The organism is Parablautia sp. Marseille-Q6255 (assembly GCF_951230155.1).
In the GTDB taxonomy this organism is placed as follows: Bacteria; Bacillota; Clostridia; order Lachnospirales; family Lachnospiraceae; genus Choladousia.
In genome coordinates this window covers 115,463-139,475 of record NZ_CATNVD010000005.1, presented here as the reverse complement: position 1 = coordinate 139,475, position 24,013 = coordinate 115,463, and the positions used below count along the sequence as shown (strand labels likewise).

The 24,013-nt window shown below is 52.0% G+C and carries 19 protein-coding genes; 2 read left to right on the top strand and 17 right to left on the bottom strand.

Going from position 1 to position 24,013, the window contains the following annotated elements:
* Positions 1 to 14 precede the first annotated feature (14 nt).
* From ychF to QOX44_RS05150, 17 genes are all read right to left on the bottom strand, one after another.
* Positions 15 to 1,112 (bottom strand): redox-regulated ATPase YchF, encoded by a 1,098-nt coding sequence (ychF, locus tag QOX44_RS05230; protein ID WP_283681846.1) that lies wholly within the window; start codon positions 1,110 to 1,112, stop codon positions 15 to 17.
* Positions 1,113 to 1,510: 398 nt separating this feature from the next.
* On the bottom strand, positions 1,511 to 2,386 hold the full coding sequence (gene rsgA, locus QOX44_RS05225) for a ribosome small subunit-dependent GTPase A (protein ID WP_283681845.1): 876 nt from the start codon (positions 2,384 to 2,386) through the stop codon (positions 1,511 to 1,513).
* The gene (locus QOX44_RS05220; RefSeq protein WP_283681844.1) at positions 2,386 to 4,773 is read right to left on the bottom strand and encodes a protein kinase domain-containing protein; all 2,388 of its coding nucleotides are present in this window, start codon (positions 4,771 to 4,773) and stop codon (positions 2,386 to 2,388) included. The genes rsgA and QOX44_RS05220 overlap by 1 nt, the downstream gene beginning before the upstream one ends.
* 17 nt (positions 4,774 to 4,790) lie before the next feature.
* Complete coding sequence (locus QOX44_RS05215) at positions 4,791 to 5,510, bottom strand: Stp1/IreP family PP2C-type Ser/Thr phosphatase (protein WP_283681843.1); 720 nt, start codon at positions 5,508 to 5,510, stop codon at positions 4,791 to 4,793.
* Complete coding sequence (gene rlmN / locus QOX44_RS05210) at positions 5,507 to 6,562, bottom strand: 23S rRNA (adenine(2503)-C(2))-methyltransferase RlmN (protein WP_283681842.1); 1,056 nt, start codon at positions 6,560 to 6,562, stop codon at positions 5,507 to 5,509. Before rlmN ends, QOX44_RS05215 begins: the two co-directional genes overlap by 4 nt.
* Positions 6,543 to 7,964: a 16S rRNA (cytosine(967)-C(5))-methyltransferase RsmB gene (gene rsmB / locus QOX44_RS05205; RefSeq protein ID WP_283681839.1), complete on the bottom strand. Its 1,422-nt coding sequence runs from the start codon at positions 7,962 to 7,964 to the stop codon at positions 6,543 to 6,545. Before rsmB ends, rlmN begins: the two co-directional genes overlap by 20 nt.
* Entirely contained in the window at positions 7,957 to 8,703 is a 747-nt protein-coding gene (locus QOX44_RS05200; RefSeq protein ID WP_283681836.1) for a zinc metallopeptidase, read from the bottom strand. Before QOX44_RS05200 ends, rsmB begins: the two co-directional genes overlap by 8 nt.
* 5 nt (positions 8,704 to 8,708) lie before the next feature.
* Positions 8,709 to 9,668: a methionyl-tRNA formyltransferase gene (gene fmt / locus QOX44_RS05195; RefSeq protein ID WP_283681834.1), complete on the bottom strand. Its 960-nt coding sequence runs from the start codon at positions 9,666 to 9,668 to the stop codon at positions 8,709 to 8,711.
* Positions 9,669 to 9,732: 64 nt separating this feature from the next.
* Positions 9,733 to 10,230 carry a peptide deformylase gene (def, locus tag QOX44_RS05190; RefSeq protein ID WP_283681832.1) on the bottom strand — a complete coding sequence of 166 codons (498 nt, stop codon included), beginning with the start codon at positions 10,228 to 10,230 and terminating at the stop codon, positions 9,733 to 9,735.
* Positions 10,231 to 10,318: 88 nt separating this feature from the next.
* Positions 10,319 to 12,553, bottom strand: coding sequence for a replication restart helicase PriA (gene priA, locus QOX44_RS05185; RefSeq protein WP_283681830.1), 2,235 nt, complete (start codon positions 12,551 to 12,553; stop codon positions 10,319 to 10,321).
* 9 nt (positions 12,554 to 12,562) lie between these two features.
* Positions 12,563 to 14,032 carry a UDP-N-acetylmuramoyl-L-alanyl-D-glutamate--2,6-diaminopimelate ligase gene (locus QOX44_RS05180; protein ID WP_283681829.1) on the bottom strand — a complete coding sequence of 490 codons (1,470 nt, stop codon included), beginning with the start codon at positions 14,030 to 14,032 and terminating at the stop codon, positions 12,563 to 12,565.
* A 174-nt stretch (positions 14,033 to 14,206) separates the two neighbouring features.
* Positions 14,207 to 14,776: a class I SAM-dependent methyltransferase gene (locus QOX44_RS05175; RefSeq protein ID WP_283681827.1), complete on the bottom strand. Its 570-nt coding sequence runs from the start codon at positions 14,774 to 14,776 to the stop codon at positions 14,207 to 14,209.
* 12 nt (positions 14,777 to 14,788) lie between these two features.
* Positions 14,789 to 15,424, bottom strand: a complete 636-nt coding sequence (locus QOX44_RS05170) for a CPBP family intramembrane glutamic endopeptidase (protein ID WP_283681825.1) — start codon at positions 15,422 to 15,424, stop codon at positions 14,789 to 14,791.
* Positions 15,425 to 15,509: 85 nt separating this feature from the next.
* A complete protein-coding gene (locus tag QOX44_RS05165) occupies positions 15,510 to 16,649 on the bottom strand; it encodes a hypothetical protein (RefSeq protein WP_283681823.1) in 1,140 nt (379 codons plus the stop codon).
* Between the two features lie 12 nt (positions 16,650 to 16,661).
* Positions 16,662 to 17,651 (bottom strand): YARHG domain-containing protein, encoded by a 990-nt coding sequence (locus QOX44_RS05160; RefSeq protein WP_283681821.1) that lies wholly within the window; start codon positions 17,649 to 17,651, stop codon positions 16,662 to 16,664.
* A 62-nt stretch (positions 17,652 to 17,713) separates the two neighbouring features.
* A complete protein-coding gene (locus QOX44_RS05155) occupies positions 17,714 to 20,404 on the bottom strand; it encodes a hypothetical protein (RefSeq protein WP_283681819.1) in 2,691 nt (896 codons plus the stop codon).
* Positions 20,358 to 22,121 carry a serine/threonine protein kinase gene (locus QOX44_RS05150; RefSeq protein ID WP_283681818.1) on the bottom strand — a complete coding sequence of 588 codons (1,764 nt, stop codon included), beginning with the start codon at positions 22,119 to 22,121 and terminating at the stop codon, positions 20,358 to 20,360. The genes QOX44_RS05155 and QOX44_RS05150 overlap by 47 nt, the downstream gene beginning before the upstream one ends.
* A gap of 231 nt (positions 22,122 to 22,352) precedes the next feature.
* On the opposite strand from QOX44_RS05150, the gene QOX44_RS05145 reads away from it, so the two are divergent.
* Positions 22,353 to 23,045, top strand: coding sequence for a response regulator transcription factor (locus tag QOX44_RS05145; protein WP_283681815.1), 693 nt, complete (start codon positions 22,353 to 22,355; stop codon positions 23,043 to 23,045).
* Between the two features lie 4 nt (positions 23,046 to 23,049).
* Positions 23,050 to 23,976, top strand: coding sequence for a sensor histidine kinase (locus QOX44_RS05140; protein WP_283681812.1), 927 nt, complete (start codon positions 23,050 to 23,052; stop codon positions 23,974 to 23,976).
* The last annotated feature ends 37 nt before the right edge of the window (positions 23,977 to 24,013 follow it).

Below are 24,013 nucleotides of genomic sequence, written 5' to 3'. Positions count from 1 at the left end.
TCTGTCACCGGATCTCAGACATTAAAGCGGAAGAGGATCACATCTCCGTCTTTTACGACGTAATCCTTGCCCTCCAGCCCTACAAGTCCTTTTTCCTTCGCAGCCGCATATGATCCGCAGTCCAGCAGATCCTGATAATTGACTACCTCCGCGCGGATAAATCCTCTCTCAAAGTCAGAATGGATCTTTCCGGCTGCCTGCGGTGCCTTTGTACCTTTTTTGATCGTCCATGCCCGTGTCTCTGTCTCTCCTGCTGTCAGATAGCTGAGCAGTCCCAGCAGAGAATAGCTTGCCCGGATCAGCTTTTCGAGTCCCGATTCCTTTAATCCAAGATCCTCAAGGAACATCTGTTTCTCGTCCTCATCCAGCTCTGCGATCTCCTGCTCGATCTGCGCGCAGATCACGAACACTTCGCTTCCTGTCTCCTTTGCGTACTGTCTTACTTCTCTTACGTATTCATTTGATGCGCCGTCATCGGCCAGATCGTCCTCTGCCACGTTTGCCGCAAAGATCACCGGCTTTGCGGTCAGCAGATTGTACTCTAAAAGCCATGCCTGCTCATCCTCATCCTCTGTCTCATAAGAAATCGCCAGTTTCTCTTCCTCCAGATGTGCTTTCAGCTTTTCAAGAAGCTGCAGCTCCTTCGCCTGGGTCTTGTCATTTCTGGCTGCGCGTGCCGTCTTTGCAATACGCCGCTCCAGGATCTCCAGATCCGAAAAGATCAGCTCCAGATTAATCGTCTCAATATCCCGCACCGGATCGACACTGCCATCTACATGGATGACGTTCGGATCTTCAAAGCAGCGAACCACATGAACGATCGCGTCTACCTCGCGGATATTTGCCAGAAACTGATTGCCAAGGCCTTCTCCCTTTGACGCGCCCTTTACCAGCCCTGCGATGTCGACAAACTCGATCACAGCCGGCGTCGTCTTTGCAGAATGATACAGATCTGTCAGCAGCTTCAGTCTCTCATCCGGAACCGCCACAACCCCCACATTCGGGTCGATCGTACAAAACGGATAATTTGCCGACTCTGCCCCTGCCTTTGTCAAAGAATTAAACAATGTACTTTTTCCTACATTCGGCAATCCTACAATACCAAGCTTCATGTTCTTTACTCTCCATTTCTTCTCTATCAGTTTTTTCCGCAGCGCTGCATCTTATACACCAAACCTGCTCAAAGCATCGTGCTGCAGGCTGCGCTCTTTCGTATCGTTTCTTCTTTATCCTTTGCCGCGTCCGTGCACTAAAGAGACCAGCCTTCTTCCTTTTCCGACTGTTTTTTCCCCTGTTCACCGGCGCTAGTCACAGTTTAGCACATAAACCGACAAGAAACAATAGCTTCTGCCAGAAACCGCTCGACACATTTCGCCCTCTGTCCCCTGAAAATATACAAAAAGGTACGCCGAAACACTCCGGCATACCTCTATTTTCCGCTGTTTATCAGGATTTTCCCGTACAGGACAGCGTATAAAAAAGAAAAACTTTGTCGAAAACTTTTTCCGTTTCAGTATTTCTTTTTATCCCTGAGCTCCTGCGCAAGCTGCACATAATTTTCATAGCGCGACTGTGAGATCCTCCCCTTTGCAAGCGCTTCCTTGACCGCGCAGTCAGGCTCGCTCAAATGCATGCAGCCCTGAAAACGGCAGTATGGCTCATACTGCAAAAATTCATGGAAATAATCCCTCAGCTCCCCATATTCGATCCCCTGCAGATACAGCGAGCTGAATCCGGGGGTATCCAGAAAATACGTATTTCTGCGAAGGACGATCAGCTCTGTATGCCGTGTCGTATGTCTGCCCCTCTCAATCCTGCTGATCTCCCCGACCTCCATACGGATGTCCGGCTGCAGCTCATTTGTCAAAGAGGACTTCCCGACGCCGGACGGTCCGGCTGCCACGGTCGTCTTTCCCTCAAGAAGAGCCTGAATCTCCTCGATCCCCTCTCTCCTTGCGACACTCGCAAAGCATATGCGGTATCCACTGCCGCGGTAGGTCTCTTCAAGCGCCTTTGCACACTCATCAGAAGCAATATCCATCTTGTTAAAACAGATGATCACCGGTATATCCTGCTGCTGCATGGAGATCAGAAAACGGTCAAGCAGATTGAGGTTCGGCTTCGGACTTGCCGCCGCAAATACCACGAGCGCCTGATCTACATTCGCTACTGCAGGACGGATCAGCGCGTTCCTGCGCGGAAGCAGCGCATCAACGTTCCCCGTCCTGGCCGTTTCATCTAGAACAGATATCTCCACATTATCACCGACCAGCGGTTTGATTTTATTTTTTCGGAAGATCCCCTTTGCCCTGCATTCATAAACGTTTCCGTCTGCAGCATCGACATAGTAAAAGCCCCCGACTCCTCTTATAATCTTTCCCTGCATCAATTCACCTGACTAAATGTAATCCCCGGATACTCGATCGTGCTGGTCACCTCTCCGGTGGCGCCATCAAGGAGATATACATACGCCGTACCTTCCGCCACACCGTTTTCTCCCTCCACCTGGAGGTGGTACGGGAATGTCGTTGTCCCCTCATACACGGTCTTTTCATTTCCGTTTTGTTTCAGTGTGATCCTCACCTTCTGTCCGCTGTACCCGGCCGGTTCGGACAGGCTTGCATCACATTTCCAGGCTCCCGCACCCTCGCTTTGGATGGTAATGTTTCCGTCTGCCTCTGCGCCGCCGGATGGTCCTGTACTGATAACGAGCGTTACGACAGAGCCTCTGGCCACCTTCTCATTCGCTGATACGCTCTGGCTGATCACCAGACCCTCGCCGACCTCGCTGCTCGCCTCATACTGATACTCCGCCTCCAGCTCCAGCATCGCAAGCGCCTCTGCTGCACGCTCCTTCGTATAGCCATACAGATCCCAAAGCTGTACATAATCCGAATCGTCGGCTGCTTTCTGGCTGATGAACAGTGTCACCGTGTCTCCCTGGCTGAGCGTCGTACCGGCAGCAGGATCTGTCGTGATCACATGTCCTTCCTCTACGGTATCGCTCTGTCTTGACGTATCAATCTCGCATTTGAGTCCCTTTGTAAGAAGAAAGGCCTGTGCCTGACTCTGCTCGATATTGCTCAAGTCAGACAGGATGATCTCATCTCCTGCCGCAGTGACCTCATAGGAAACCGCACTTCCCTTCGGAACTACCTCGCCCTCTCCCGGAGACTGACTGCATACCTCGCCTGTCGCGTGCTCCTCAGACGTCTTCTCTCCTGTCTTCTTTCCGGTAAGGCCAAAGCTCTCCAGAAGCTTGAGCGCTTCCTCCTCTGTATTTCCCACGATCCGCGGTACTGTCACTGACTTTGCCGCCTCTGTCGCTTTTTCTGTTGATTTTTCCGTAAGCGTTTCAGTCTGCGCCACATCCTGCGCCTCCGGCTTTTTCTGATGGCTTGCAAAGTTGAACAGACCAACTGCATTGGCAAGCAGAGCAAGGAATACGCAGCCTATGATCACTGCCACAATGATGCCTCCCACTGTGACGATCTTTTCAAGCCTGGGGTTTAGCCCCATCTCTTCCTCTCTTCCCTGGCGGCGCTCCTTTTTTGGTGCAAATCCTTCCTCCAGACGGTAGCTGCCCTCATGGATCGCATAGTCGTCCGGATCATCATACGCGTCAAAATACGGATCATACTGCCTTACGCCTTCCGGCTCCTGCGCATCATACTCGCCGTTCCAGGAGTCCCCCTCCTGAGTGCTCCGGCTGCCAGGCACTTCCTGAAAGGCACTTTTCTGATAATAGCTGCCCGGCTGATACGCTCTGTTGCGCTTTGGTTCATTCTCCCTGGCATGCAGAGACGCCGCCATCCCCACATCCATCGACTCGTCATAAGAAGGCCTGCTGTGTTTCCCTGCATCGAGCTCATTGAGCTGACTGACCTCCTCCTTAGACATCACGCGCGTCCGGTACGCATCCCCTATACCCTTTTGTACTACAAAATCCCCCTCCGGATTCACCAGAGATTCTCTGAGGTCACGGATCACCTCAGACATATTTGCATATCGCCTGTCAGGGCTCTTCTGCGTACACTTCAAAACGATCTGGTTGGTGCTGTATGGGATCTCCGGGATGAGCTCCTTTGGTCCGTGCACCTCCTCCTGAAGATGCTGGAGCGCGACTGCCACTGCCGTATCGCCGTCAAACGGAAGCTTTCCGGTCAGCATCTCATATATGGTGATGCCCAGGGAATAAATATCGCTTTTTTCATCACTGTAGCCCCCGCGCGACTGCTCCGGCGAACAGTAATGGACCGACCCCATCACGCCGGAATTGATCGTATTTGTGGTAGCCGCTCTGGCGATGCCAAAATCAGCCACCTTTACCTTTCCGTCTGTGGAGATTATGATATTCTGCGGCTTGATATCGCGGTGGATGATCCCGTTGTTGTGCGCAGCCTCCAGACCGGCTGAGATCTGAAGCGCGATGCTTGTCGCCTCGCGCGGAGAAAGATGCCCCTTGTTTTTAATGTATTCCTTAAGCGTCACGCCCTCCACAAGCTCCATTACAATATAATAGATGCCTGCTTCTTCCCCGACATCATACACATTAATGATATTGGCGTGCGCCAGTCCGGCAGCCGACTGTGCCTCTACACGGAATTTTGATATGAAGGCCTTATCATCTCCGAATTCCTTTTTCAGTACCTTTACAGCAACAAAACGGTTCAGCTTGTGATCCTTTGCTTTGTATACATCCGCCATACCGCCTGAGCCGATTCTTGAGATGATTTCATATCTGTTTTGTATGAACATTCCAACTTTTAACATATATCTACTCCCGTTACTTAAAATTCAGCCAGGACTACTGAAACGTTGTCTTTTCCGCCATTTTTGTTTGCCTCTGTCACAAGCCGCTGCGCCGCTTCCTGCGGCGAAGCGCACTTCTTTACAATATGCAGGATTTCATCATCATCGACCATATTGGTCAGGCCATCGGAACAGAGCAGTATTCTGTCCCCCTCTTCTAGCTTCATATCAAAAAAATCTATCTTTACGGGTGAATTTACCCCGATCGCTCTCGTGATCACATTCCGGTCCGGATGACTCCTTGCATCCTGACGCTGCAGCTCACCGATACGGATCATCTCCTCCACCAGAGAATGATCTCTCGTGATCTGCTCGATCTCTTGGTCGATCAGATAAAGCCTGCTGTCTCCGACGTTTGCCACATACAGGTAGCCATCCTGGATCGTGGCTGCCACAACCGTCGTCCCCATCCCCTCAAGGGCTTTATCTGTCTTTGCCTTTTCCATCACCAGATCGTTGGCATAATGGATCGCCATACTGAGGAGCGGGATCGGCCGCTTTTCTTCTGATCTCTCTATGTACGCTACCATGGACTCCACCGTATAACGCGAAGCAAGGTCTCCGGCATTGTGCCCGCCCATGCCGTCTGCAACGATCATCAGATTGGTAAGGTTGCCAACCGGCTGTTCTGATGCATAGACGAAATCCTGATTCGATGAACGTCTTTTTCCGATATCGGTGATGCTGTACGCTTTCATACGTTCTGTTTCCTTTCTTCTGCGTCAATATAGCTTTTTCGGAGCTGGCCGCACGCTCCGTTAATGTCACGGCCCATTTCTCTTCTAATAGTAACATTTATTCGGTATTTTTCAAGTTTATTTTTAAAGGCTGTGATCGCCGCCTGCTCCGATTCCACGTAGTCCCGCTCCTTGATCGGGTTGACGGGGATCAGATTTACGTGGCAGTTGATGTCTCCCACCAGCCGCGCAAGCTCCTGCGCATCCTGCTGCGTATCGTTTACACCGCCCACCAGACTGTATTCAAACGTGATCCGTCTGCCTGTCTTTTCAAAGTAATACCGGCAGGCATCCAGCACCTCCTCCAGATCATATTTATATGCGACCGGCATCAGTTCCTTTCGTTTTTCCTGACTGGAAGCGTGAAGTGAAAGCGCCAGTGTGATCTGAAGCTGCTCCTGCGCAAGGCTTCGCATCTTTTCCACGATACCGCAGGTTGAGACCGTCACATTTCTCTGGCTGATATGCAGCCCGTTCTCATCTGTCAAAAGTCTGAGGAAGCGAAGCAGATGATCGTAATTGTCAAGCGGCTCACCTGTGCCCATGACGACAAGATTGGAGATCCGCTCACCGCAGATCCGCTGGATACAATAGACCTGATCGAGCATCTCGGACGGCGTCAGGTTCCGTGTCAGACCGCCAAGTGTCGAGGCGCAGAACCGGCAGCCCATACGGCAGCCGACCTGCGAAGAGATACATACAGAATTGCCATGATGGTAACGCATCAGTACACTTTCGATCACATTTCCATCTGCGAGACGGAACAGATACTTCTCTGTCCCATCGAGTTTCGAGATCAGACGGTCTACCAGCTCCAGATCTGTATACTGGTACTTTTCTTTTAGCTGCTCCCGGAACTTCTGCGAAAGATTTGTCATTTCATCAAAGTCGCGGGCGAGCTTCTGGTGCATCCACTGATAAAGCTGTCCCGCCCGAAACTTTTTTTCTCCCATTTCTACCACTTCCGCCTGAAGCTCCTCAAGCGTGAGGGATTTAATATCTCTTTTTTCCATTCTCGTCTTCTTCATCCTCGTCAAAATAAAATCCTTCATCTCCCGGTGCATCCAGCCGACGCAGCCTTGCGATAAAAAAGCCATCTGACCGGTGTACCCCAGGCAAAAGCTGGATGTATCCGCCTTTTGTCGTTCTGTCCTTTAATTCGTCGCAGATATACGGATCAAGGCTCTCCAGCCGAAACGGATAGTTTTCCAGGAACCATTTTATGTTGTACTGATTTTCATCTGCTCCGATCGTACACGTGCTAAAGACCAGTACGCCGCCCGGCTTGACGTATTCCTGTACAACAGACAGGATCCTGCGCTGCAGCCGGATAATGTCCTGCTGCTGCTTTTCTGACATTTTATATTTAATATCCTGCTTTTTACCGATCACACCCAGACCGGAGCACGGGACGTCCGCGATCACGATATCTGCCTTCTGCACAGAAGCCTCATCGCGGACCGTCGCGTCGCGCAGCACTGCATGGATGTTGATCAGATTTGCTCTGTCGATATTTTCCTGCATCAGGCGCACCTTATACTCTGATACATCCCGCGCCTCCACATGTCCGCTTCCCATCAGCTTATCTGCGATATGCAGACTCTTTCCGCCCGGTGCAGCGCACACGTCAAAACAGGTATCTCCCCAGTTTGGCGCAGCGACCTCTGCTACGAGCATCGAGCTTACATCCTGCACCTGTATCCAGCCTTTCCGGAACGCAGAAACACTCTTGATATAATTGTAATCTGAGATTTCCAGCGCATAATCGAGATACGGATGCTGTCTGACCGTGATCCCCTGTGCCTCGAGATCTTCGATGATCTCCTCCTTGGAAGCTCTTGTCAGATTGCAGCGCACGACCGTCGGACGCTCCATATGAGAATCGCGGCATATCTGTTCTGTCTTTTCATAGCCAAACTGCGCGACCCATTTACTCAGCATCCAGATCGGAAACGAATATTTCACAGAGAGATAATGCAGCGGTTCCGTTTTGGGATCCGGATATTTTACATGATTGATCCTGCGCGCCGTATTCCTAAGCACGCCGTTTACAAAGCCTTTCAGATTGTAGAAGCCTTTTCTCTGCGCAAGCTTTACTGCCTCATTGCACACAGCGGCATCCGGGACACTGTCCATATATTTCATCTGATAGATCGACATCCGAAGCAGATTACGGATAAGCGGCTTCATATTATAGACCGGCACGTTGGAAAACTGCTCGATGATATAGTCCATCTGGATCATATGCTCAAGCGTCCCCTCCACGACACGGGTAATAAATGCACGGTCGCGTTTTTCCAGATACTGATATTTTTCCAGTACCTGCCGCAGCACAATGTGGCTGAATGCCTCCTCCTCTGTGATCTCCATCAAAATGCCAAGCGCAATTTCTCGTATATTTACCGGTTTAGTCATCGTCTCTTCCTCTCGCAAGAATCACCAGCCGCAAAAGCTGTAATACAGATGCCGCAAGGCTTGCCACATACGTAAGCGCGGCGGCTCCAAGCACCTTTTTGCCGGCTACAAGCTCTGTGCTCCCCAGCACATGTCCATCCTCCAGAATCCTGAGCGCACGGGAGGATGCATTAAATTCGACCGGAAGTGTCACAAGCTGAAAGATAACAGCAAGAGAAAACAGGATGATACCTGCCGTCAGAAGCGGTTTCATCGAAAAGATCAGTCCTGCAAAAAATACCGGCCAGGCCAGTGTTGACCCGAAATTTGCCGCCGGGACAAGCGTGCTGCGCAGCACAAGAGGGCCGTAGCTCTTCTGATGCTGGACGGCATGGCCGCACTCGTGCGCCGCTACGCAGACCGCCGCCACAGAATTGGAACCGTATGTGCTGTCAGACAGCCGCAGTACCTTTGACCTCGGATCGTAGTGATCGGTCAGATGTCCGGATACATGCTCGATCCTTACATCATAGATACCGGAAAGCTCCAGCACCTTCTGCGCTGCCTGCGCTCCTGTCAGCCCGCACATACTGCGCATGCGAGAATATTTTGCAAATGTTCCTTTCACGCGGGCAGACGCCACCATAGAAAGGACCAGCCCTGCGATCACGAGCAGATACGTCCAGTCAAACATATACCGGTAGCCTCCGTATCCCCCGTATCCATAAAATGCATTTGTCCCTGAAACCAGTAAGTTCATATTTGTCAACTCCTCTCGCCAAACAGCTCACCGGGCTCTACCGGATATCCACGTAAAAAAGCATCGACTGTCATCCGCTTCTTGCCCTCCGGCTGTACTTCCTTTATCGAAAGCACGCCATCGCCCGTCGCAATCTTCAGAGACGTCTTTGTCACTTCTACTGCCCGGCCCGGCTCCATTTTGTCTTTTGCCGCATCTGCTTCGCACACCTGCGCGCCCCATAGCTTCAGCGTTTTTTTGCGATACCTTGTATAGGCGCTCGGCCATGGATCAAGACCACGGATCAGACCTTCGATCTGAGATGCCGTTTTTGTCCAGTCGATCTCTCCGTCTTTCTTTGTCAGCATACCGGCATACGCCGTCGGACTGTCCTCCGGCTGCTTCTCATAGCTTGCCGTTCCATCACTGATCGCGTCAAGCGTCCGTACCAGCAGAGCTGCGCCGACTGTACTGAGCTTGTCGAACAGGCTTCCTCCCGTCTCCTTGCGATCGAGCAGCACGGCTTCTTTCATTATCATATCACCTGTGTCAATCCCTGTATCCATCCGCATGATCGTAACCCCGGATTCGCGTTCCTGATTGATCACGGCCCACTGGATCGGGGCTGCTCCGCGATACTTTGGAAGCAGGGACGCATGTACATTAATGCAGCCATATTCCGGAAGCTCCAGGATCGCCTGCGGGATGATCTGTCCAAATGCTACCACAACGATCACATCCGGGGTCAGTTCCTTTAACACCTCCAGCCACTGCGGATCTTTGATCCTCACAGGCTGGTATACCGGAATCCCCGCCTTTACTGCAAGCGCCTTTACCGGCGTCATCTGCAGCGCCTTACTGCGTCCCTTCGGCTTATCCGGCTGTGAAAATACTGCCTGTACCTGATACTGCTCTGCCTCGATCAGCGCCTGAAGCGTGCCGGCCGCAAAATCAGGCGTTCCCATAAAAACTACATTTTTAATCATGCTACCTCCAACCTGCCTTTACTGTCCGGGCAGCTTATGCCCGTTTTTGTCCTGTCTCTGCGCGTTATTCCGCGTCCTCCCAGTCTTCATCGGATTCTTCATCTGCTGTCACATCAAACAGCTCACCTTCTACATGTCTTACGTACATGATCCCATCCAGGTGATCGCATTCATGGCAGATCGCACGCGCCAGAAGCTCCTCTCCTTCCACCTCAAACGGTTTCATCTCTTCGTTCAGGGCTCTTGCCTTTACATAATTAGGCCGTGTGACGATCCCCGCCTGTCCCGGAAGGCTCAGACAGCCTTCCTGTCCGGTCTGTTCCCCGGATGTCTCCAGGATCTCCGGATTGATCATCACGAGCGGACCTTCTCCTACATCTATTACCACAATCCGCTTTAATATACCTACCTGCGGCGCTGCCAGGCCCACTCCATTTGCATCATACATGGTCTCCAGCATATCCGAGATCAGCTCCCGTGTCCGCGCCGTCATCTCCGTCACCGGTCTGCACACCTTTTCAAGCTTCTCGTCCCCCATGATCCTGATCTGTCTTAATGCCATTTTTCTGTCCTCCATTTTATCTGTATGATATTCTGCAGTCTCTGTCTGCTTTGTATACTCTTTTTATGAAATCCATGTACTGCTCCCTTTACCGTCGTTCGAAATGGATCCTGATATCCTGAAAACCGGCGTTTATCTCAATATACTGCTCCGCGATATTTTTTATGGAAGTCAGCACCTTTGCCTTCGGATGCTTGATATACAGCGCTTTGCGGTAGACATCGCTGATCCTCGCTACCGCCTCGTCTGCCGGTCCGATCACCACTGCCTGACAACGCGACGCTGCCTGTCTTAAAAATCCTGCCAGATAGCCGCACGCCGTCTCGAGCTTCTGCTGATCCTCTGCCGCACAGTGCACTGCCATCATGCCCCCGCACGGAGGGTAACCGGAAAGTTCCCGGTACCTCATCTCCTGCTCATAAAACAGCAGGTAATCCTGCTGTGCGGCGCTTGTGATCGCATAATGCTGCGGCGTATACGTCTGGATCACTACCTCGCCTGCCTGCCCGCCGCGCCCTGCTCTGCCTGCTGCCTGCGTCAAAAGCTGGAACGTCCGCTCTGATGCCTGATAATCGCTGATATTTAAAGAGGTGTCTGCCGCCAGGATCCCTACCAGCGTCACCCCCGGGAAATCATGTCCCTTCACGATCATCTGTGTCCCGATCAGGATATCGGCCTCCTGTGCGCCAAATGCGCGCAGGATCTCCGCGTGTCCATCCTTGCCCCGCGTCGTATCCGCATCCATGCGCAGCAGACGCGCCTGCGGAAATTCTTTCTTTATGAGCGTCTCTATCTGCTGCGTTCCTGCCTTAAACCCTCCGATATACGGTGAGCCGCACACAGGACATGTCGCCGGAGCCGCTTCCTCATAGCCGCAGTAATGGCAGATCAGCCTGCCATGGTTATGCAGAGAAAGCGATACATCGCAATGCGGACAGCGGATCACATGTCCGCAGGAGCGGCAGGAAATAAAACCGGCATACCCTCTCCGGTTCAAAAACAGCATGATCTGCTGATGCTTCTGCAGCCGGTCCTCTATGCGTTCGTACAGGGCTCTGCTCAGGATGGAACGGTTGCCTGCCCGAAGCTCCTCCCTCATATCTGTTACGAGCACTGCCGGAAGCCTTCCTCCTGCCGCACGCCTGTTCATCGTAAACAGTCTGCTCTGCCCGTTTTGAGTCCGGTAATACGTCTCCAGATCCGGCGTGGCAGAGCCAAGCACCAGTGCCGCCCCTTCCAGCTGCGCTCTTTTTCTGGCTGTCTCTCTGGCATCATAGCGGGGAACCGTCTCACTTTTGTAGGAATTTTCATGCTCCTCGTCTATAATAATGATGCCCAGCCTCTGAAACGGCGTAAACAGTGCTGATCTGGGACCGATCATCACATCGATCTCTCCTGCCTTTGCGCGCTCAAACTGGTCATACCGCTCAGACGCAGACAGACGCGAGTGGAGGATCGATACACGATTGCCAAATCTTTGATAAAACCGGAGCACATTCTGGTATGTCAGAGATATCTCCGGTATCAGCAGGATCGCCTGCTGCCCCCGGAAAAGCGCCTCCGCGATCAGTTCCATATATACTGCCGTTTTTCCGCTTCCAGTCACGCCGTGTATCAGGTACTCCTTTCCACGCCGTTCCTCCCACTCGCTTCGGACTGCCGCAATGATCTGCTGCTGCTCCTGCGTCAGCTCAAATGCAGACGCGGCCTTTTCTTCTTCCACAAGCTGCTCGATCATCAGCGGAGTACGGTACGACTGCTCCTCCTCGCACGACAGCACCCCCTGCTCCTGCATGGCGCGCAAAACGGGCAGCGTGATCTTAAGGCTTCCCGTCACCAGCTCCTGGGCAAGCACCGGCTGCCCGATCAGCGCCTCCAGAAGACGCGCCCGCGCCGTCTGATGCTTTTCTCTGTACCATGCAAGCTTTTGCACCGCTTCCTCCTGCGTAAGCTTCAGCACCACAGTCTTTTTCTTTTTCTGCGGCGCCTTCTGCCGGAAGGGCAGCACCGTGCGCAGTGCCTGCACCGTCGTAGAGCCATAATAATCCCTCATCCAAAGCGCCAGAGCAGTGAGCTTTGACTCTGCTCCGGCGAGATTGGTTTCTACCCGCACGATTTCTTTTAGCTTCTCCGGCGGATATGCACTGTGCTCCACAACCCGCAGCACGTATCCCTTTGTCAGCCTGTTCCCGCGTCCAAACGGGATCTCCACCACATTGCCCGGCTCGATCTGTTCGCAAAGCTGTGCCGGGATCCGGTACTGAAATGTCTGGTCGAGCTTACTGTGGGAGATGTCAATAATGACATCCGCAAATCGTTCCATGAATATTTTCTATCTTCCTTCCAGTATCTCCCGGATCAGCACGCGCTCATCCATCGGATATTTTTTCCCTTCTATCTCCTGATAATCCTCATGTCCCTTTCCTGCGAGGACAATGATATCTCCCGGCTGCCCGTTGTGGATCGCATATGCGATCGCTTCTTTCCGGTCCGTGATCCTGACATACTTTCCTTCTGTCCGCTCTATACCAGTCACGATATCTGCAATAATATCCTCGGGATTTTCATAGCGCGGATTATCCGAGGTGATGATCGTCAGATCCGCGATGTTTCCTGCCACCTCTCCCATCTCATAGCGGCGCATTTTAGAGCGGTTGCCGCCGCAGCCAAAGAGACATACCAGGCGGTGCGGCCGGTACGCCTTGAGCGTGGTTAAAAGGCTCTCCAGCGCCATGGCATTGTGCGCATAGTCGATCATCAGCGTAAATTCGTCTGATACCTTTACCATCTCCACACGGCCTTTGACCTTCGCAGTCTTAAGCGCCTTTTTAATATCCGCGGCGGCCACCTGGAAGTGGCGGCAGATCGCGATCGCAGTCAGTGAATTGTATACACTGAATTTTCCCGGTATATCGACCTCCACCTCAAAACGCTCTTCCGGCTCGCCTGCGCACACCGCCGTGTAGGCAATGCCCAGATAACCCGGCCGCATGACAAGATCTACATTCTCTGCCCGGATACTCGCATCCGGTGAAAAGCCAAAGGTCTCTACCTCACACGTATGCCCCTGTAAAATCGTCTCAAGCCGCGGATCGTCCGCATTAAAGATGCCCAGTCTGCACTGGCGGAAAAGCCTGCTCTTGCACTCAATATAATCTTCAAAACTCGAATGCTCTGCCGGACCGATATGATCCGGTTCAATGTTTGTAAAAATGCCGATTTCAAACGGGATCCCCGCCGTCCTGTGGAGCATCAGTCCCTGTGAAGAGACCTCCATAACGACAATCTGGCAGCCTGCATCCGCCATCTGGCGGAAATACTGCTGTATCGTGTAAGACTCCGGCGTTGTGTTTTTTGCCGGGATCACCTGATCCCCTATGATCACCTCAATGGTCCCGATCAGTCCTACCTTGTAGCCCGCAGACTCCAGGATCGACTTGACCATGTATGTCGTCGTCGTTTTCCCCTTTGTTCCTGTGATCCCGATGACCTTCATCTCCTGTGCCGGATATCCAAACCAGGCGGCCGAGATCATCGCCATCGCATACCTCGTATCCTCTACCTGGATCACAGTCACATCCTGCGGCGCTTCGACCGCATCCTGTACGACCAGCACCTTCGCGCCTCTTTCCAGGACCTCTGGCACATACCTGTGTCCGTCTGTCACGGCGCCCTTAATACAGAAAAATAAAGATCCTTCCTCTACTTTTCTCGAATCATTGATCACGCTCTCTACTTCCACGTCCACGCTGCCCTGCAGGCATTTCCATGACACGTGTTCCAACAGCTTTGTTAATTTCATTCCGGATTCCCTCCGCTCATCTATATATTATCATATGCATCTGCCGCATATTTCAAAAACCAGGCTCAAAAATACCATGCCAGGTGTCCCTGCTGTGCCATATCTGACGCACAGGCATGGCATACCAAGTGCTCCTATTGTATCATGGGAGCAAACACATCACAAGGATAATCGCTACATTTTTATGACCATCGCAGGGATCGGCGGGTCATTTGGCCGATTGTAATACCGGGTAAGCATTACCAGATACTTCCGGCAGTCCAGCGCCTTCAGCCACGCAAGCACTGCATCCCGCTCCTCATATCCGCTATCGCCGCCGCTGTAAATGCACACGCTCATCAGCCCATTCCTTTTTAAAAGGCGCAGCCCCTGCTCCAGCGCTTCTACTGTCGTTTCCGCCTTCGTAGCCACTGCATGACTGCCTCCCGGCAGGTAACCGAGATTAAATACGATACAGTCTGCTGACTCCGGCTTCGCATACCGCTCCATATGGGTGTGCGATTCCAGCAAAAGTTCATAATTGCAGTAGTCAAGCGTCTTTTCCAACCGCCGCCGCGTCTCCCGGATCGCCTCCTCCTGAATGTCAAACGCCAGCACTTTTCCCGCTTTTCCTGCCAGCAGACAAAGCTGCTGCGTGTCATTTCCCTTTCCCATTGTCGCGTCAATGCAAAATGCCCCTTCTGATACGTGTTCCCGCATCATGCGGCGGCACCATGCGGTAATCTGATAATCCTTTTTTTCCATGTGCTCCTCCTGCTATTTCTGTAAAAGGCTCAGCACGACTGCCGTCATATTTGCTCCGACATGGAACAGAACGGGGAACGCCAGGCTTTTCCCGTGCTCCATCACGGCAGCCAGCGCGACCGCCATGGGGAAGGCAAAGATCATCTGGATCGGATTGCCATGGTAGACTGCAAACAAAAGCGCCGAGAGAAAAATCGACACCTTTACCGGAAAAAAGTCTTTCATCCGCTCATAGATCAGCCCCCGGAAGATCAGCTCCTCTGCAAGCGGTACTGCAAATCCAAGCCCTGCCACCTGCACTGCAGCCCTGCCGGCAAGCAGCGCCTCCTGCGTCTCATTGGAAAAATGCTCCTGGATATGGATCATGTTTAATACACCGCTCCACGCCAGATTCAGCACACCTCCTGCAACCAGACAAAGCACTCCATATCCTGCATACCAGGAAACGCCGCGCGTCTCCCGCATGGATACCCGCTCCCTCTGCCGCATATCCTTTCTGTACATCCATACTGCGGCAGGCATGACCAATACGGCAGAGAGCATTGTGCACGAAGCCGCATCCATACTGGAGCCAAATACTGCTGCCGTCACAGTCGATACCACCATATGCAGCAGCAGGGGAGTTACCATCGAAATACATCCACTCATACCTTCTCCTTATCACGACAGGGGCCGCAGCAGCATGCATCTGTCCATTCCAGATCGCACATCTGCAGCAGCCCCTGTTTTTGGTTTATTTATTCTCTGGAATGACGGGAAGCTCCATGGATGAAAGCTTCCATTCTCCGTCCACAAAGGACAGGACAAATGTTGCCGTATTGTCTCCGGATTCTTCCTCCGTAAGCGTCTCTTCTACTGCCGTTCCATCCTCCAGTACCTCTCCTGTAGCTTCCATCACATCTGCACGCACCACATAATGGTAAGAAAGCTTCATTTCTACTGTGATCGCACCACTCTGATCCCCGGTAAACACGATATCGCCAAACTGCGCCGCAAAATCTGAGATCGCTGCATTTTTAAATACGCTGCCCTCCTGATGGAAAGAGCTCTCCTGATCTGCTGCAAATTTTTTCGCCTGCTTTTTGCAGTCATCAAACAGTGGATCCGGCTCCTCCTTCCCCTCTTTTGCCGCTGCGCTGTAAAGTTTTTTCAGCGCCTTCACGCCCAGCTCTGTGCACGCATCCTTCGCAGAGGATTTCAGTGCCATTTTGCTGCTGTAATCTGCGCCCTTTTCGGATACCTCCAATGTCGTATTTATGGATTCCAAAGCCGGATGCCGTACCGTAACACGGATATCTCCCGGCAGCATACCAGGTATCTCATAGCAGTCCACCGACGCCGGGACTTCATCTGTGACCAGCCAGTTGTCATCTGCCTTCTGATCATTCAGATAAAGCTGCGCTCCTGCCGGCACTGTGATCCGGAAATCCTTCACCATACAGTGCTCTGCCAGAACCTTCCAGGTATCAAAGATCCCGAGAACGGCTGCCGCCTGCTTGCGCACAGTAAACTGCTCTTTTGTTTTCACCTCATCCGCCGCATCCAGAAAGCTCACCTCATAATCCACGTACTCATTTCCGTCATTGTCACGGCGCTTTTCCAGCTCCTTGAGCGTATATTTTGAAAAGAGGCTGTATTTCCCAGCTGCAAGAGCCTGCTCGTACTCCTTTTGTGTCAGAGTATCCTCAGACTGATCCAAAAGCGCATATGCCTTATCTGCACTGTTGTCGATCAGACAGGTCAGATACTTCTCCATTGTATACTCAGGCGTACTCTGCTGATAGCCTCTCCAGCCGGCTGCAGCTGCACCCGCTGCTGCTACCGCTGCAAAAAAAATAACTGTTTTTATCAATACTCTCTTCCATACTTTCATGTTCCTACCTCCCTAATTTCCCGCCAGTGCTGCCTCATAATTCAGGATAACCTCCAGATTGGCCTCTTCATAGTCATTCAGGTAATAGAACATGTTCGCATCGAATTCTTCCGGTGAGTATGTCGGCACATACCATGATTTCTGGCTGAAATAATCGCGCAGATCCTGAGACTGAAATATGCGTCCATTCAGCGCAAAAATCTCATTTCGGATCAGACGCAGCTGACCTGCGTCATAATTGTACAGCTCGCTCTCATCAATATAACGGCTGCTAATATCCCAGATGATCACATCCGAAGGCGTGACTGCATCATTTCCGTCCGGGCTGCCGCCATCTTCTGCGCCGCTGCCATCTCCCGAGCCGCTGCCTGAGTCATCCCAGGAGCCGCTGTCTGAATTTCCTCCCGTGTTTCCGGTATTTCCGCCGTCATTGTACGAATAATCCCCGTTGCCCGGATCATAGATCTCAATCGACTGCCCGGATCCATCCCAGCTTTCGTCCCAGGAATCGTCAGTTCCTCCGCTCCATGAGCCATCAGACCCTCCGTTTGCACTTCCATCTGTGCTTCCGTCTCCCGAACCTGAGCCTTCATCCGGCGTGCTGCCGCTTCCGTCTGACGTCCCTGCTGTCTGTGAACCGTCATCCGTATCGCTTCCCTCATCCGATCCTGCGTCTGCATCTGTATACCCGATCACATTTCCCTGCTCGTCTGTCTGCGGTTCCCCGCTCTCCTGCGTCTGCTTCTCAGTCTCTACACCTTTGATGATATTACCGGAAGATGTCACAGTAAACGGGTCAGTCTCGTAAACCTTCTTTTCCGTCTCCTCCGGTTCCAGTCCGGCCACAGTCGCTTCCTGCGTTTCGTCGGACGGCTCCGGCGCCAGAGTCGGCAGCCCGTTTGTCATCGCAAAATCTGCTGCAAAAAAGGATGCTCCTGCAGCCAGTACACAGCCTGCTATAAATCCGCTGTTCCGTTTTATTACATTCTTTTTCTTTCCCATTCTTTCTATTTCACCCCTTTACGGGGCATCATAGCACACTTGTCGAAAAAAGTCTATGAAAACTATTTTGGTCTGTTTTTCCTTTTCCACGGAGCCAGAATGCAGGACAGAAGCGTCAGCGCAAACATCACTACGCCAAGGATAAGCAGAGCAGTACCCTCCAGACGCCCAAGCTGCTGCCTGCCACTTACAGATGTCTGTCTTAGTAGCGGCAGCTCCCGGTCACTCCCTGCCTCCTGCCGTTCCATCCGCTGTATGCTTCTGATATCGGGCAGTCCTGCCATACGTCGGCGCAGGTCCTTTTTCTTTTTCTGCTCCGTCTCCCTGGCGCTCGCCCTTACTTTGCGGTATTGCGGCACCTCCCGCGCACCACTTCTCACAAACACAGGGATTTCCCTGCTCCAGTATGTATTGCCTGACTGATCCTCCAGAAAAACCTGCACCGTCTGCCACTGCCCGTCCTGCTCCAGAGGGATCCTGACGGTAGCGTCCCTCTCATGAAATTCATTTTTTTCCAGAAGCAGCCTGCTGTTGTGATAGACCCTCATCTGCTTTAGTCCCATCTTATCATGCGGAGTCAGGCACGCTGTGACTGTCCCGTCTTCATAAATCCCCTGTTCTTCAATCCCGGTAATGACACACTCGGGCGCTGTCCAGTCCAGCACAAATGCCACCTGCTTTTTCTGCATCCCGGTGTCTGCCTTATTGTTTGCACGGTCAACAGACACAAGCAGCAGCTCATATATCCCTTCCTGACGAAAATACGCTTCCGGTATGGTATAGCAGTACCTCTTCCATGAATCGCGGCTGCCCTCCATGTCCACAAAATAATCCTTCTCCCGTTCCAGACGCTGCAGCTCGCCATCTCTTCTGCAATAAATCTGCGATTCTCCAATATAATCAATATTTGTCTCATAAAACGTCACTGCTGCAGGCCGGGAAAGAAAATATTTTTTCAGCGCCTGCTGTGTTTCCCTGGACAGATCGTAGACAGAACCACAGCGGTTCACAGAAAACTCCATGCTTTCTTCTATTATATTGCCCGCCAGATCCTCTGCCCGGACAAGCAGACGATATACATCATCATATGCTCTTTGTTTAGGGAAGTCGAAAAACTCCGTCACCGCCCCCTGTGCCGTCTCTTTTTTTCTGCACACCTCAGGCGCTTTCCCGGTGTTCTTTCCCTCCAGCTCAATCCGCAGCGTTCCCAGCTTATAATGCTCGTCTGTGCCTGTTACCACAAGCTTTACTTCTCCCGCATTCGCTGTCTGATCCTGTACCCCTTTGATCTGTATCCTGGGAGGCGTATGGTCCACACAAATGATCCTGCTTTTTGAAAATTCCGTATTTCCCACCTGATCCTCCGTCCTGACGAATACCTGAAACACCCCCTCTTCCTGTATCGCAACAGAAGAATTTTCATCACATGTTGTCCATTTCTCCCGGGAAGGGTCCTGCAGCAGACTCCCGTCCTCCTCACATGGAAGTACCAGATACGCCGCGGATCTCAGACCACTTTTTCCATCGGGAGCAACGGTGATGACTGCCTGCGCCTCCTTTGCTGTGTATACAATCCCATCCAGCCTCTCTCCCTGAACAGCAATATCCGCTAAAGGCGCCTCCCCGTCTACAAAATACCGCTCCTGCTTTATCTCAGACTCCTCCAGTACCTTTCCGGAAGCATCTGTTTTTTTCAGACAAAATGTAAATACTCCGTCCTGTTCCAGGTTCTCCAGTCCCTGTGCCTGATCATATCCGCTCCCGGACTTTGTTTCCACGCAGAGACTGCTCCCCGCGCGCACCCACAGGCGGTCTGCTTCGTCCCTGTACCAGGCGCCATCTTCTCCCCTGATATGATAATGCTTTCCCCGTATAATCTTCCGGGGCTTTCTTTGTGTCTCCTTCTTTTCCGTCTGCGGCTCCTCCTGCATCTCTGACTCCTGCATGGATTCCGTCTCCTCCTGCGCCCCCGGCTCCTGCACAGAGCCTGTCTCCTCCTGCATGGACTCCGGCTCCTTGTGCGTCTCCAACTCCTGTGCAGACTCTGACTCTTCCTGTGGCTCCGACTCCTGCACGGACTCTGGCTCTTCCTGCGTCTCCAACTCCTGTGCAGACTCCGGCTCCTTGTGCGTCTCCAACTCCTGTGCAGACTCCGGCTCCTCCTGCATCTGTTCTGGCGGATCTGACTGCGGCTGTGTCTCCTGTCCTCCATCCTGTGTCTGCATATCACCGTCTGCTTCGTCCCCGGGGTGTGTCTGTCCTGCTTCTCCCGCTTCGCTATCTGTCTGCTGTGGATCCATCACACTCTCTTCTTCTGTCTGATCCTCCTGTGCATCCGGCAATATCGGTTCTGGCTTCGGCGCCGGAGAGGGGCAAACGGTCATGTCATCCGAATCCTGTGGCTCTTCCTGCGGACGCATCTCACTTTGTGGCTGCGTCTGATTTTGTTCAGGGCTTTCCGCCTCACTTTCCGCCGCACTTTCCGGTTCGCTTTCTGTCTCGCTTTCCGCCTCACTTTCCGATTCGCTTTCCGTCTCGCTTTCACACTCCGTCTCTTCCGGAATACTGCTCGAGGCCGCATCTCCATATCCCGTTTCCAGATCTCCTCCTGCTGCAAGCGCCTGCCTCATTTGCCTTTGCTCCTGCAGCAATTCATCGCATACGGTCAGAAGCAGGGCTACTATGATACCGGCGGCTATGACTGCCTCAAGGATCTGTTTCTTTCTTTTCTGTGTCTTTTTCCTTTCTTTCAAATGTATTTCCCCTTTCATCCGCAAATACCCTCTCCACTGCCGCGCATGCAGCTTCGTACTGCGCCCAGTCCACCTCCTCGTTCTCCTGTAATGCTTCTGAGTGTAAAAACAGATCGAGTGACCGCAGCAGCCTCTGTGTCTCCTGCCAGCCTTCCCCCGCCTGCCGAAGCTCCGCCGCTCTCATAGTCAGGATGGAAAGCATCTCTTTTGCGATCTGCCATCTGATCACAGCTGCTGTCTGTTCCTTTTCCCCCAGGGTCCAAAGCTTTTTTAAATCTTTCCAGTAGACGCAAACATCTGCGTTGCGCTTTCCCTGCTCATCCGGCTTCCCCAGTGTCTCATAATAGGAAGCGATATCCGCGTAGATCCCGGCTGCCTCTCCCCACCCTCCGCTGTCCTTTCTATGCATTTTTGAACGGGCGGACTGTCCCTGCATCGCAGTTTCCCGCACCGCCCTGACACTTCTGTGTGCTTCTGCCGCCTCACGAAACCAGCTGGATGCTGCGGCCTTTCCTCCCGCCCCTTCATAAAAATACCAGTAGTCCACACCCAGCCTGTATGCAAAGGCTCCGTATTCCTCCGTGTGCTTCTTTAACAGATCCAGTGCTGTATGTCCATCCTCCACAGACAGATATATCAGCTCCTGCAGCATATGCTCCTCCTGCGTGCTGAAAATATAATCTCTCTCCAGCCAGTCAAATAGCTGCACATACCACCGCTCATCCTCCGGCATCCGTTTTACCGCCTCCTGATAGCAGGTCTGTGCCTGTGTCAGTCCCATTCCCTTTGCCCTTTCTAAAAAAGACAGATATTCCTCTTCCATTTCTGTCTGCCGATCCGGTCTGTCCGGCTTATTTACTTTTGCTCCAAACAGCACGACCATGATAAGAAGCACTGCTGCCCCTGACGCCTTGCGAATACTCTGCTTCTTTTTATATCTCTGATGCTGCCTGCAGACTGCCCGATATAGCTGTCTGCCATCTGCAAAGCGGTGCTGCTTATCTTTTTGCAGACATTTTGCAAGCAGCAGCTCTGCCGATCTTTTCCAGGAAAGCCTGTCCCCCGGCCACTTCTTTTCCCTTCGTGTCCCCTGCGTCTGTCTCTGCGGTACAGCACCATACAGATAGTAATACATCGTAGCGCCAAAAGCGTAGATATCTGCACGTGTGTCAGGCGCTTCATCGCCATATTGTTCCGGAGCTGCAAACCCCGGGGTCCCCATGCAGGCCTCCCGTCCGTCTGTATCTCCCTGAAAAACTGCTGTGCCAAAATCGATCAGTACCAGATGTCCGTCCGGATGCAGCAGCACGTTTGTCGGTTTGATATCCAGATGTAAAACCGGCACTGTCTGCGTATGCAGATACGCTATGACCTGCGCCAGCTGCTCTGCCGTCTCCCAAAACTGGCGTGCCTGCGTTGCCCTGCATTCCGGTTCGGAAAGCGTTCTTCCCCTGATGTACTCCATCACCAGCCACGTCTGCCCCCCGCACTCCAGGACATCTATGATCTGTGGTAAAGATGGGTGATGCAGACGCTTCATCATCTTCAGCTCATGCACACGCCTGCCTCCGTTTTCCTTTAGCTGCTTCGCCGCCCGAAGCTGCTCTGTCGGAAGGTAACGCACCAGATATACGGTACCGTCTCCCCCCTTTCCCAACCGTCTGATCTTCTGGTAATTCCCATCCATAAAGCGCTCCCTGGACGATTGGTCTTTCATACCTCCTCCTTTTTGTTTGTGTAATTATCTTTATATAATATGTAACTATATTATCGCTGATTTTCTGCTTTTCGTCAAGCACTTTTTGTCACTGCTGCCCACAAAATGTATGATTGTTCTGAAGGAAAAACTGTACTATACTAGGAAGATAAACAGAACCACAGCCTGCCGGGCTCAGACAGCGCAAAAAGGCAGCCTCAGACCGGACCGGGCAGGAAAAGGAGCAGTACGATGAATAAAATTTTGATTATTGACGATGACACAGCGCTCTGCAATTTAATCAGGCGCAGTGTACTTTCTGAAAATATAGAAGCTGACTTTTGTAATACCGGCAAAGAAGGCCTGCAGAAATTAAATGAAAAAGCCTATCAGCTTGTCATACTGGATGTTATGATGCCCGGTATGGACGGCTTCGAAACACTGGAGGAGATCCGAAAGGAAAAAAATTTGCCTGTTTTAATGTTCACTTCTAAAAATGACAGTATTTCTAAAGTACGGGGACTGCGTGCAGGCGCAGACGACTATCTGACAAAGCCCTTTGATATGGAGGAGCTGATCGCCCGCATTCTTTCCCTTATCCGCCGCTACACCCGCCTCAATCAGGAAGGAGAGCCCGCACAGAAGCTTGTATTTGACGGATTGACCATTGATCTGGAAAATCGCTGCGTCACTACCGTAAATGGCACCTTTGATCTTCCTCCGAAAGAGTTTGACGTGCTCTTATGCTGTGCAAAGCACCAGGGAAAAATCCTGACAAAGCAGCAGCTCTATGAAGAAGTGTGGGGCGAAGAATACGTTTATGATGACAGCAATATCATGGCAATCATCAGCCGGCTCCGCAGAAAACTGGAAATCAACCCCAAAAACCCGAACTATATCCAAACGGTCAAGGGGATCGGCTACCGCTTTAACAGGGAGGTATGAATCCATGCAGGCAATTATTTTATTATTGACCGTAACTGCAGTCTTATCCGTTCTCTTCTCCTGCCTGGCCATCCGCCACGTAAAAAAGCAGCTGGCGGCAATGACGGATGCTCTGACTGATGTAAAAAACGGAAATGGGAACAGGCGTATTCTGTCTGCGTCAACGCAGCTGACCGCACCTGTAGCCTATGAGATCAACGAGATCATCGTCTCCTATGAAAACCGGCTTTCTGCTCTCCGACAGGCAGAGGAAGCCAGCCGCCAGCTTATGACAAGCCTGTCCCATGACGTCCGAACGCCGCTTACGACTCTTATCGGATATCTCGACGCCGTACACAGAGGGATCGTTACAGGCAGGGAGCAGGAGGAATATATAGAGACTGCCCGTCAAAAGGCTCATGCGCTGAAAGAATACATTGATGTTCTTTTTGACTGGTCCAGACTGCATTCCAATGAATTTTCTATGAAAATAACTGATGTTGAGGCAGGGGAGCTGACAAGAATGATCCTGATCGACTGGATCCCCTTGCTGGAAGAAAAACAGATCGCTTATGACATCGCTATCCCCGACCAGCCCTTCTGGGTAAATCTTGACCCGGACTGCTACAGCCGGATCCTGAACAATCTGATGCAAAACATCTTCGCCCACAGCCAGGCTGACAGCATAAGCATAACCCTTTCAAAAGATGAGCAATATATGACACTTCTCTTATCCGATAATGGAGTCGGAATGGAGAAAGAGGATGCAGCGCATATTTTTGACCGGCTTTACAAATGCGACAAGGGAAGAAGCCAAAAAGGCAGCGGTCTGGGACTTTCCATTGTCCGTCAGCTTGCAGAAAAAATGGACGGTACAGTAACAGTAAAAAGCGCGCCGGATCAGGGAAGCCGATTTACTCTGCGCTTTCCCCTGACCAGAAAACAGGGCTGACAGGGCAAAACGCTTTTCCATCTCCAAAATCAGAGAA

What these genes read in the sequence shown, in the direction of transcription:
- def (WP_283681832.1), bottom strand. Translation starts at nt 10,230, where the DNA reads ATGGCATTAAGACAGATCAGGATCATGGGGGACGAGAAGCTTGAAAAG.
- fmt (WP_283681834.1), bottom strand. Translation starts at nt 9,668, where the DNA reads ATGATTAAAAATGTAGTTTTTATGGGAACGCCTGATTTTGCGGCCGGC.
- priA (WP_283681830.1), bottom strand. Translation starts at nt 12,553, where the DNA reads ATGGAACGATTTGCGGATGTCATTATTGACATCTCCCACAGTAAGCTC.
- rsmB (WP_283681839.1), bottom strand. Translation starts at nt 7,964, where the DNA reads ATGACTAAACCGGTAAATATACGAGAAATTGCGCTTGGCATTTTGATG.
- QOX44_RS05175 (WP_283681827.1), bottom strand. Translation starts at nt 14,776, where the DNA reads ATGGAAAAAAAGGATTATCAGATTACCGCATGGTGCCGCCGCATGATG.
- QOX44_RS05215 (WP_283681843.1), bottom strand. Translation starts at nt 5,510, where the DNA reads ATGAAAGCGTACAGCATCACCGATATCGGAAAAAGACGTTCATCGAAT.
- QOX44_RS05145 (WP_283681815.1), top strand. Translation starts at nt 22,353, where the DNA reads ATGAATAAAATTTTGATTATTGACGATGACACAGCGCTCTGCAATTTA.
- QOX44_RS05220 (WP_283681844.1), bottom strand. Translation starts at nt 4,773, where the DNA reads ATGTTAAAAGTTGGAATGTTCATACAAAACAGATATGAAATCATCTCA.
- ychF (WP_283681846.1), bottom strand. Translation starts at nt 1,112, where the DNA reads ATGAAGCTTGGTATTGTAGGATTGCCGAATGTAGGAAAAAGTACATTG.
- rlmN (WP_283681842.1), bottom strand. Translation starts at nt 6,562, where the DNA reads ATGGAAAAAAGAGATATTAAATCCCTCACGCTTGAGGAGCTTCAGGCG.
- QOX44_RS05170 (WP_283681825.1), bottom strand. Translation starts at nt 15,424, where the DNA reads ATGAGTGGATGTATTTCGATGGTAACTCCCCTGCTGCTGCATATGGTG.
- QOX44_RS05160 (WP_283681821.1), bottom strand. Translation starts at nt 17,651, where the DNA reads ATGGGAAAGAAAAAGAATGTAATAAAACGGAACAGCGGATTTATAGCA.
- QOX44_RS05150 (WP_283681818.1), bottom strand. Translation starts at nt 22,121, where the DNA reads ATGAAAGACCAATCGTCCAGGGAGCGCTTTATGGATGGGAATTACCAG.
- QOX44_RS05165 (WP_283681823.1), bottom strand. Translation starts at nt 16,649, where the DNA reads ATGAAAGTATGGAAGAGAGTATTGATAAAAACAGTTATTTTTTTTGCA.
- QOX44_RS05180 (WP_283681829.1), bottom strand. Translation starts at nt 14,032, where the DNA reads ATGAAATTAACAAAGCTGTTGGAACACGTGTCATGGAAATGCCTGCAG.
- QOX44_RS05140 (WP_283681812.1), top strand. Translation starts at nt 23,050, where the DNA reads ATGCAGGCAATTATTTTATTATTGACCGTAACTGCAGTCTTATCCGTT.
- QOX44_RS05200 (WP_283681836.1), bottom strand. Translation starts at nt 8,703, where the DNA reads ATGAACTTACTGGTTTCAGGGACAAATGCATTTTATGGATACGGGGGA.
- rsgA (WP_283681845.1), bottom strand. Translation starts at nt 2,386, where the DNA reads ATGCAGGGAAAGATTATAAGAGGAGTCGGGGGCTTTTACTATGTCGAT.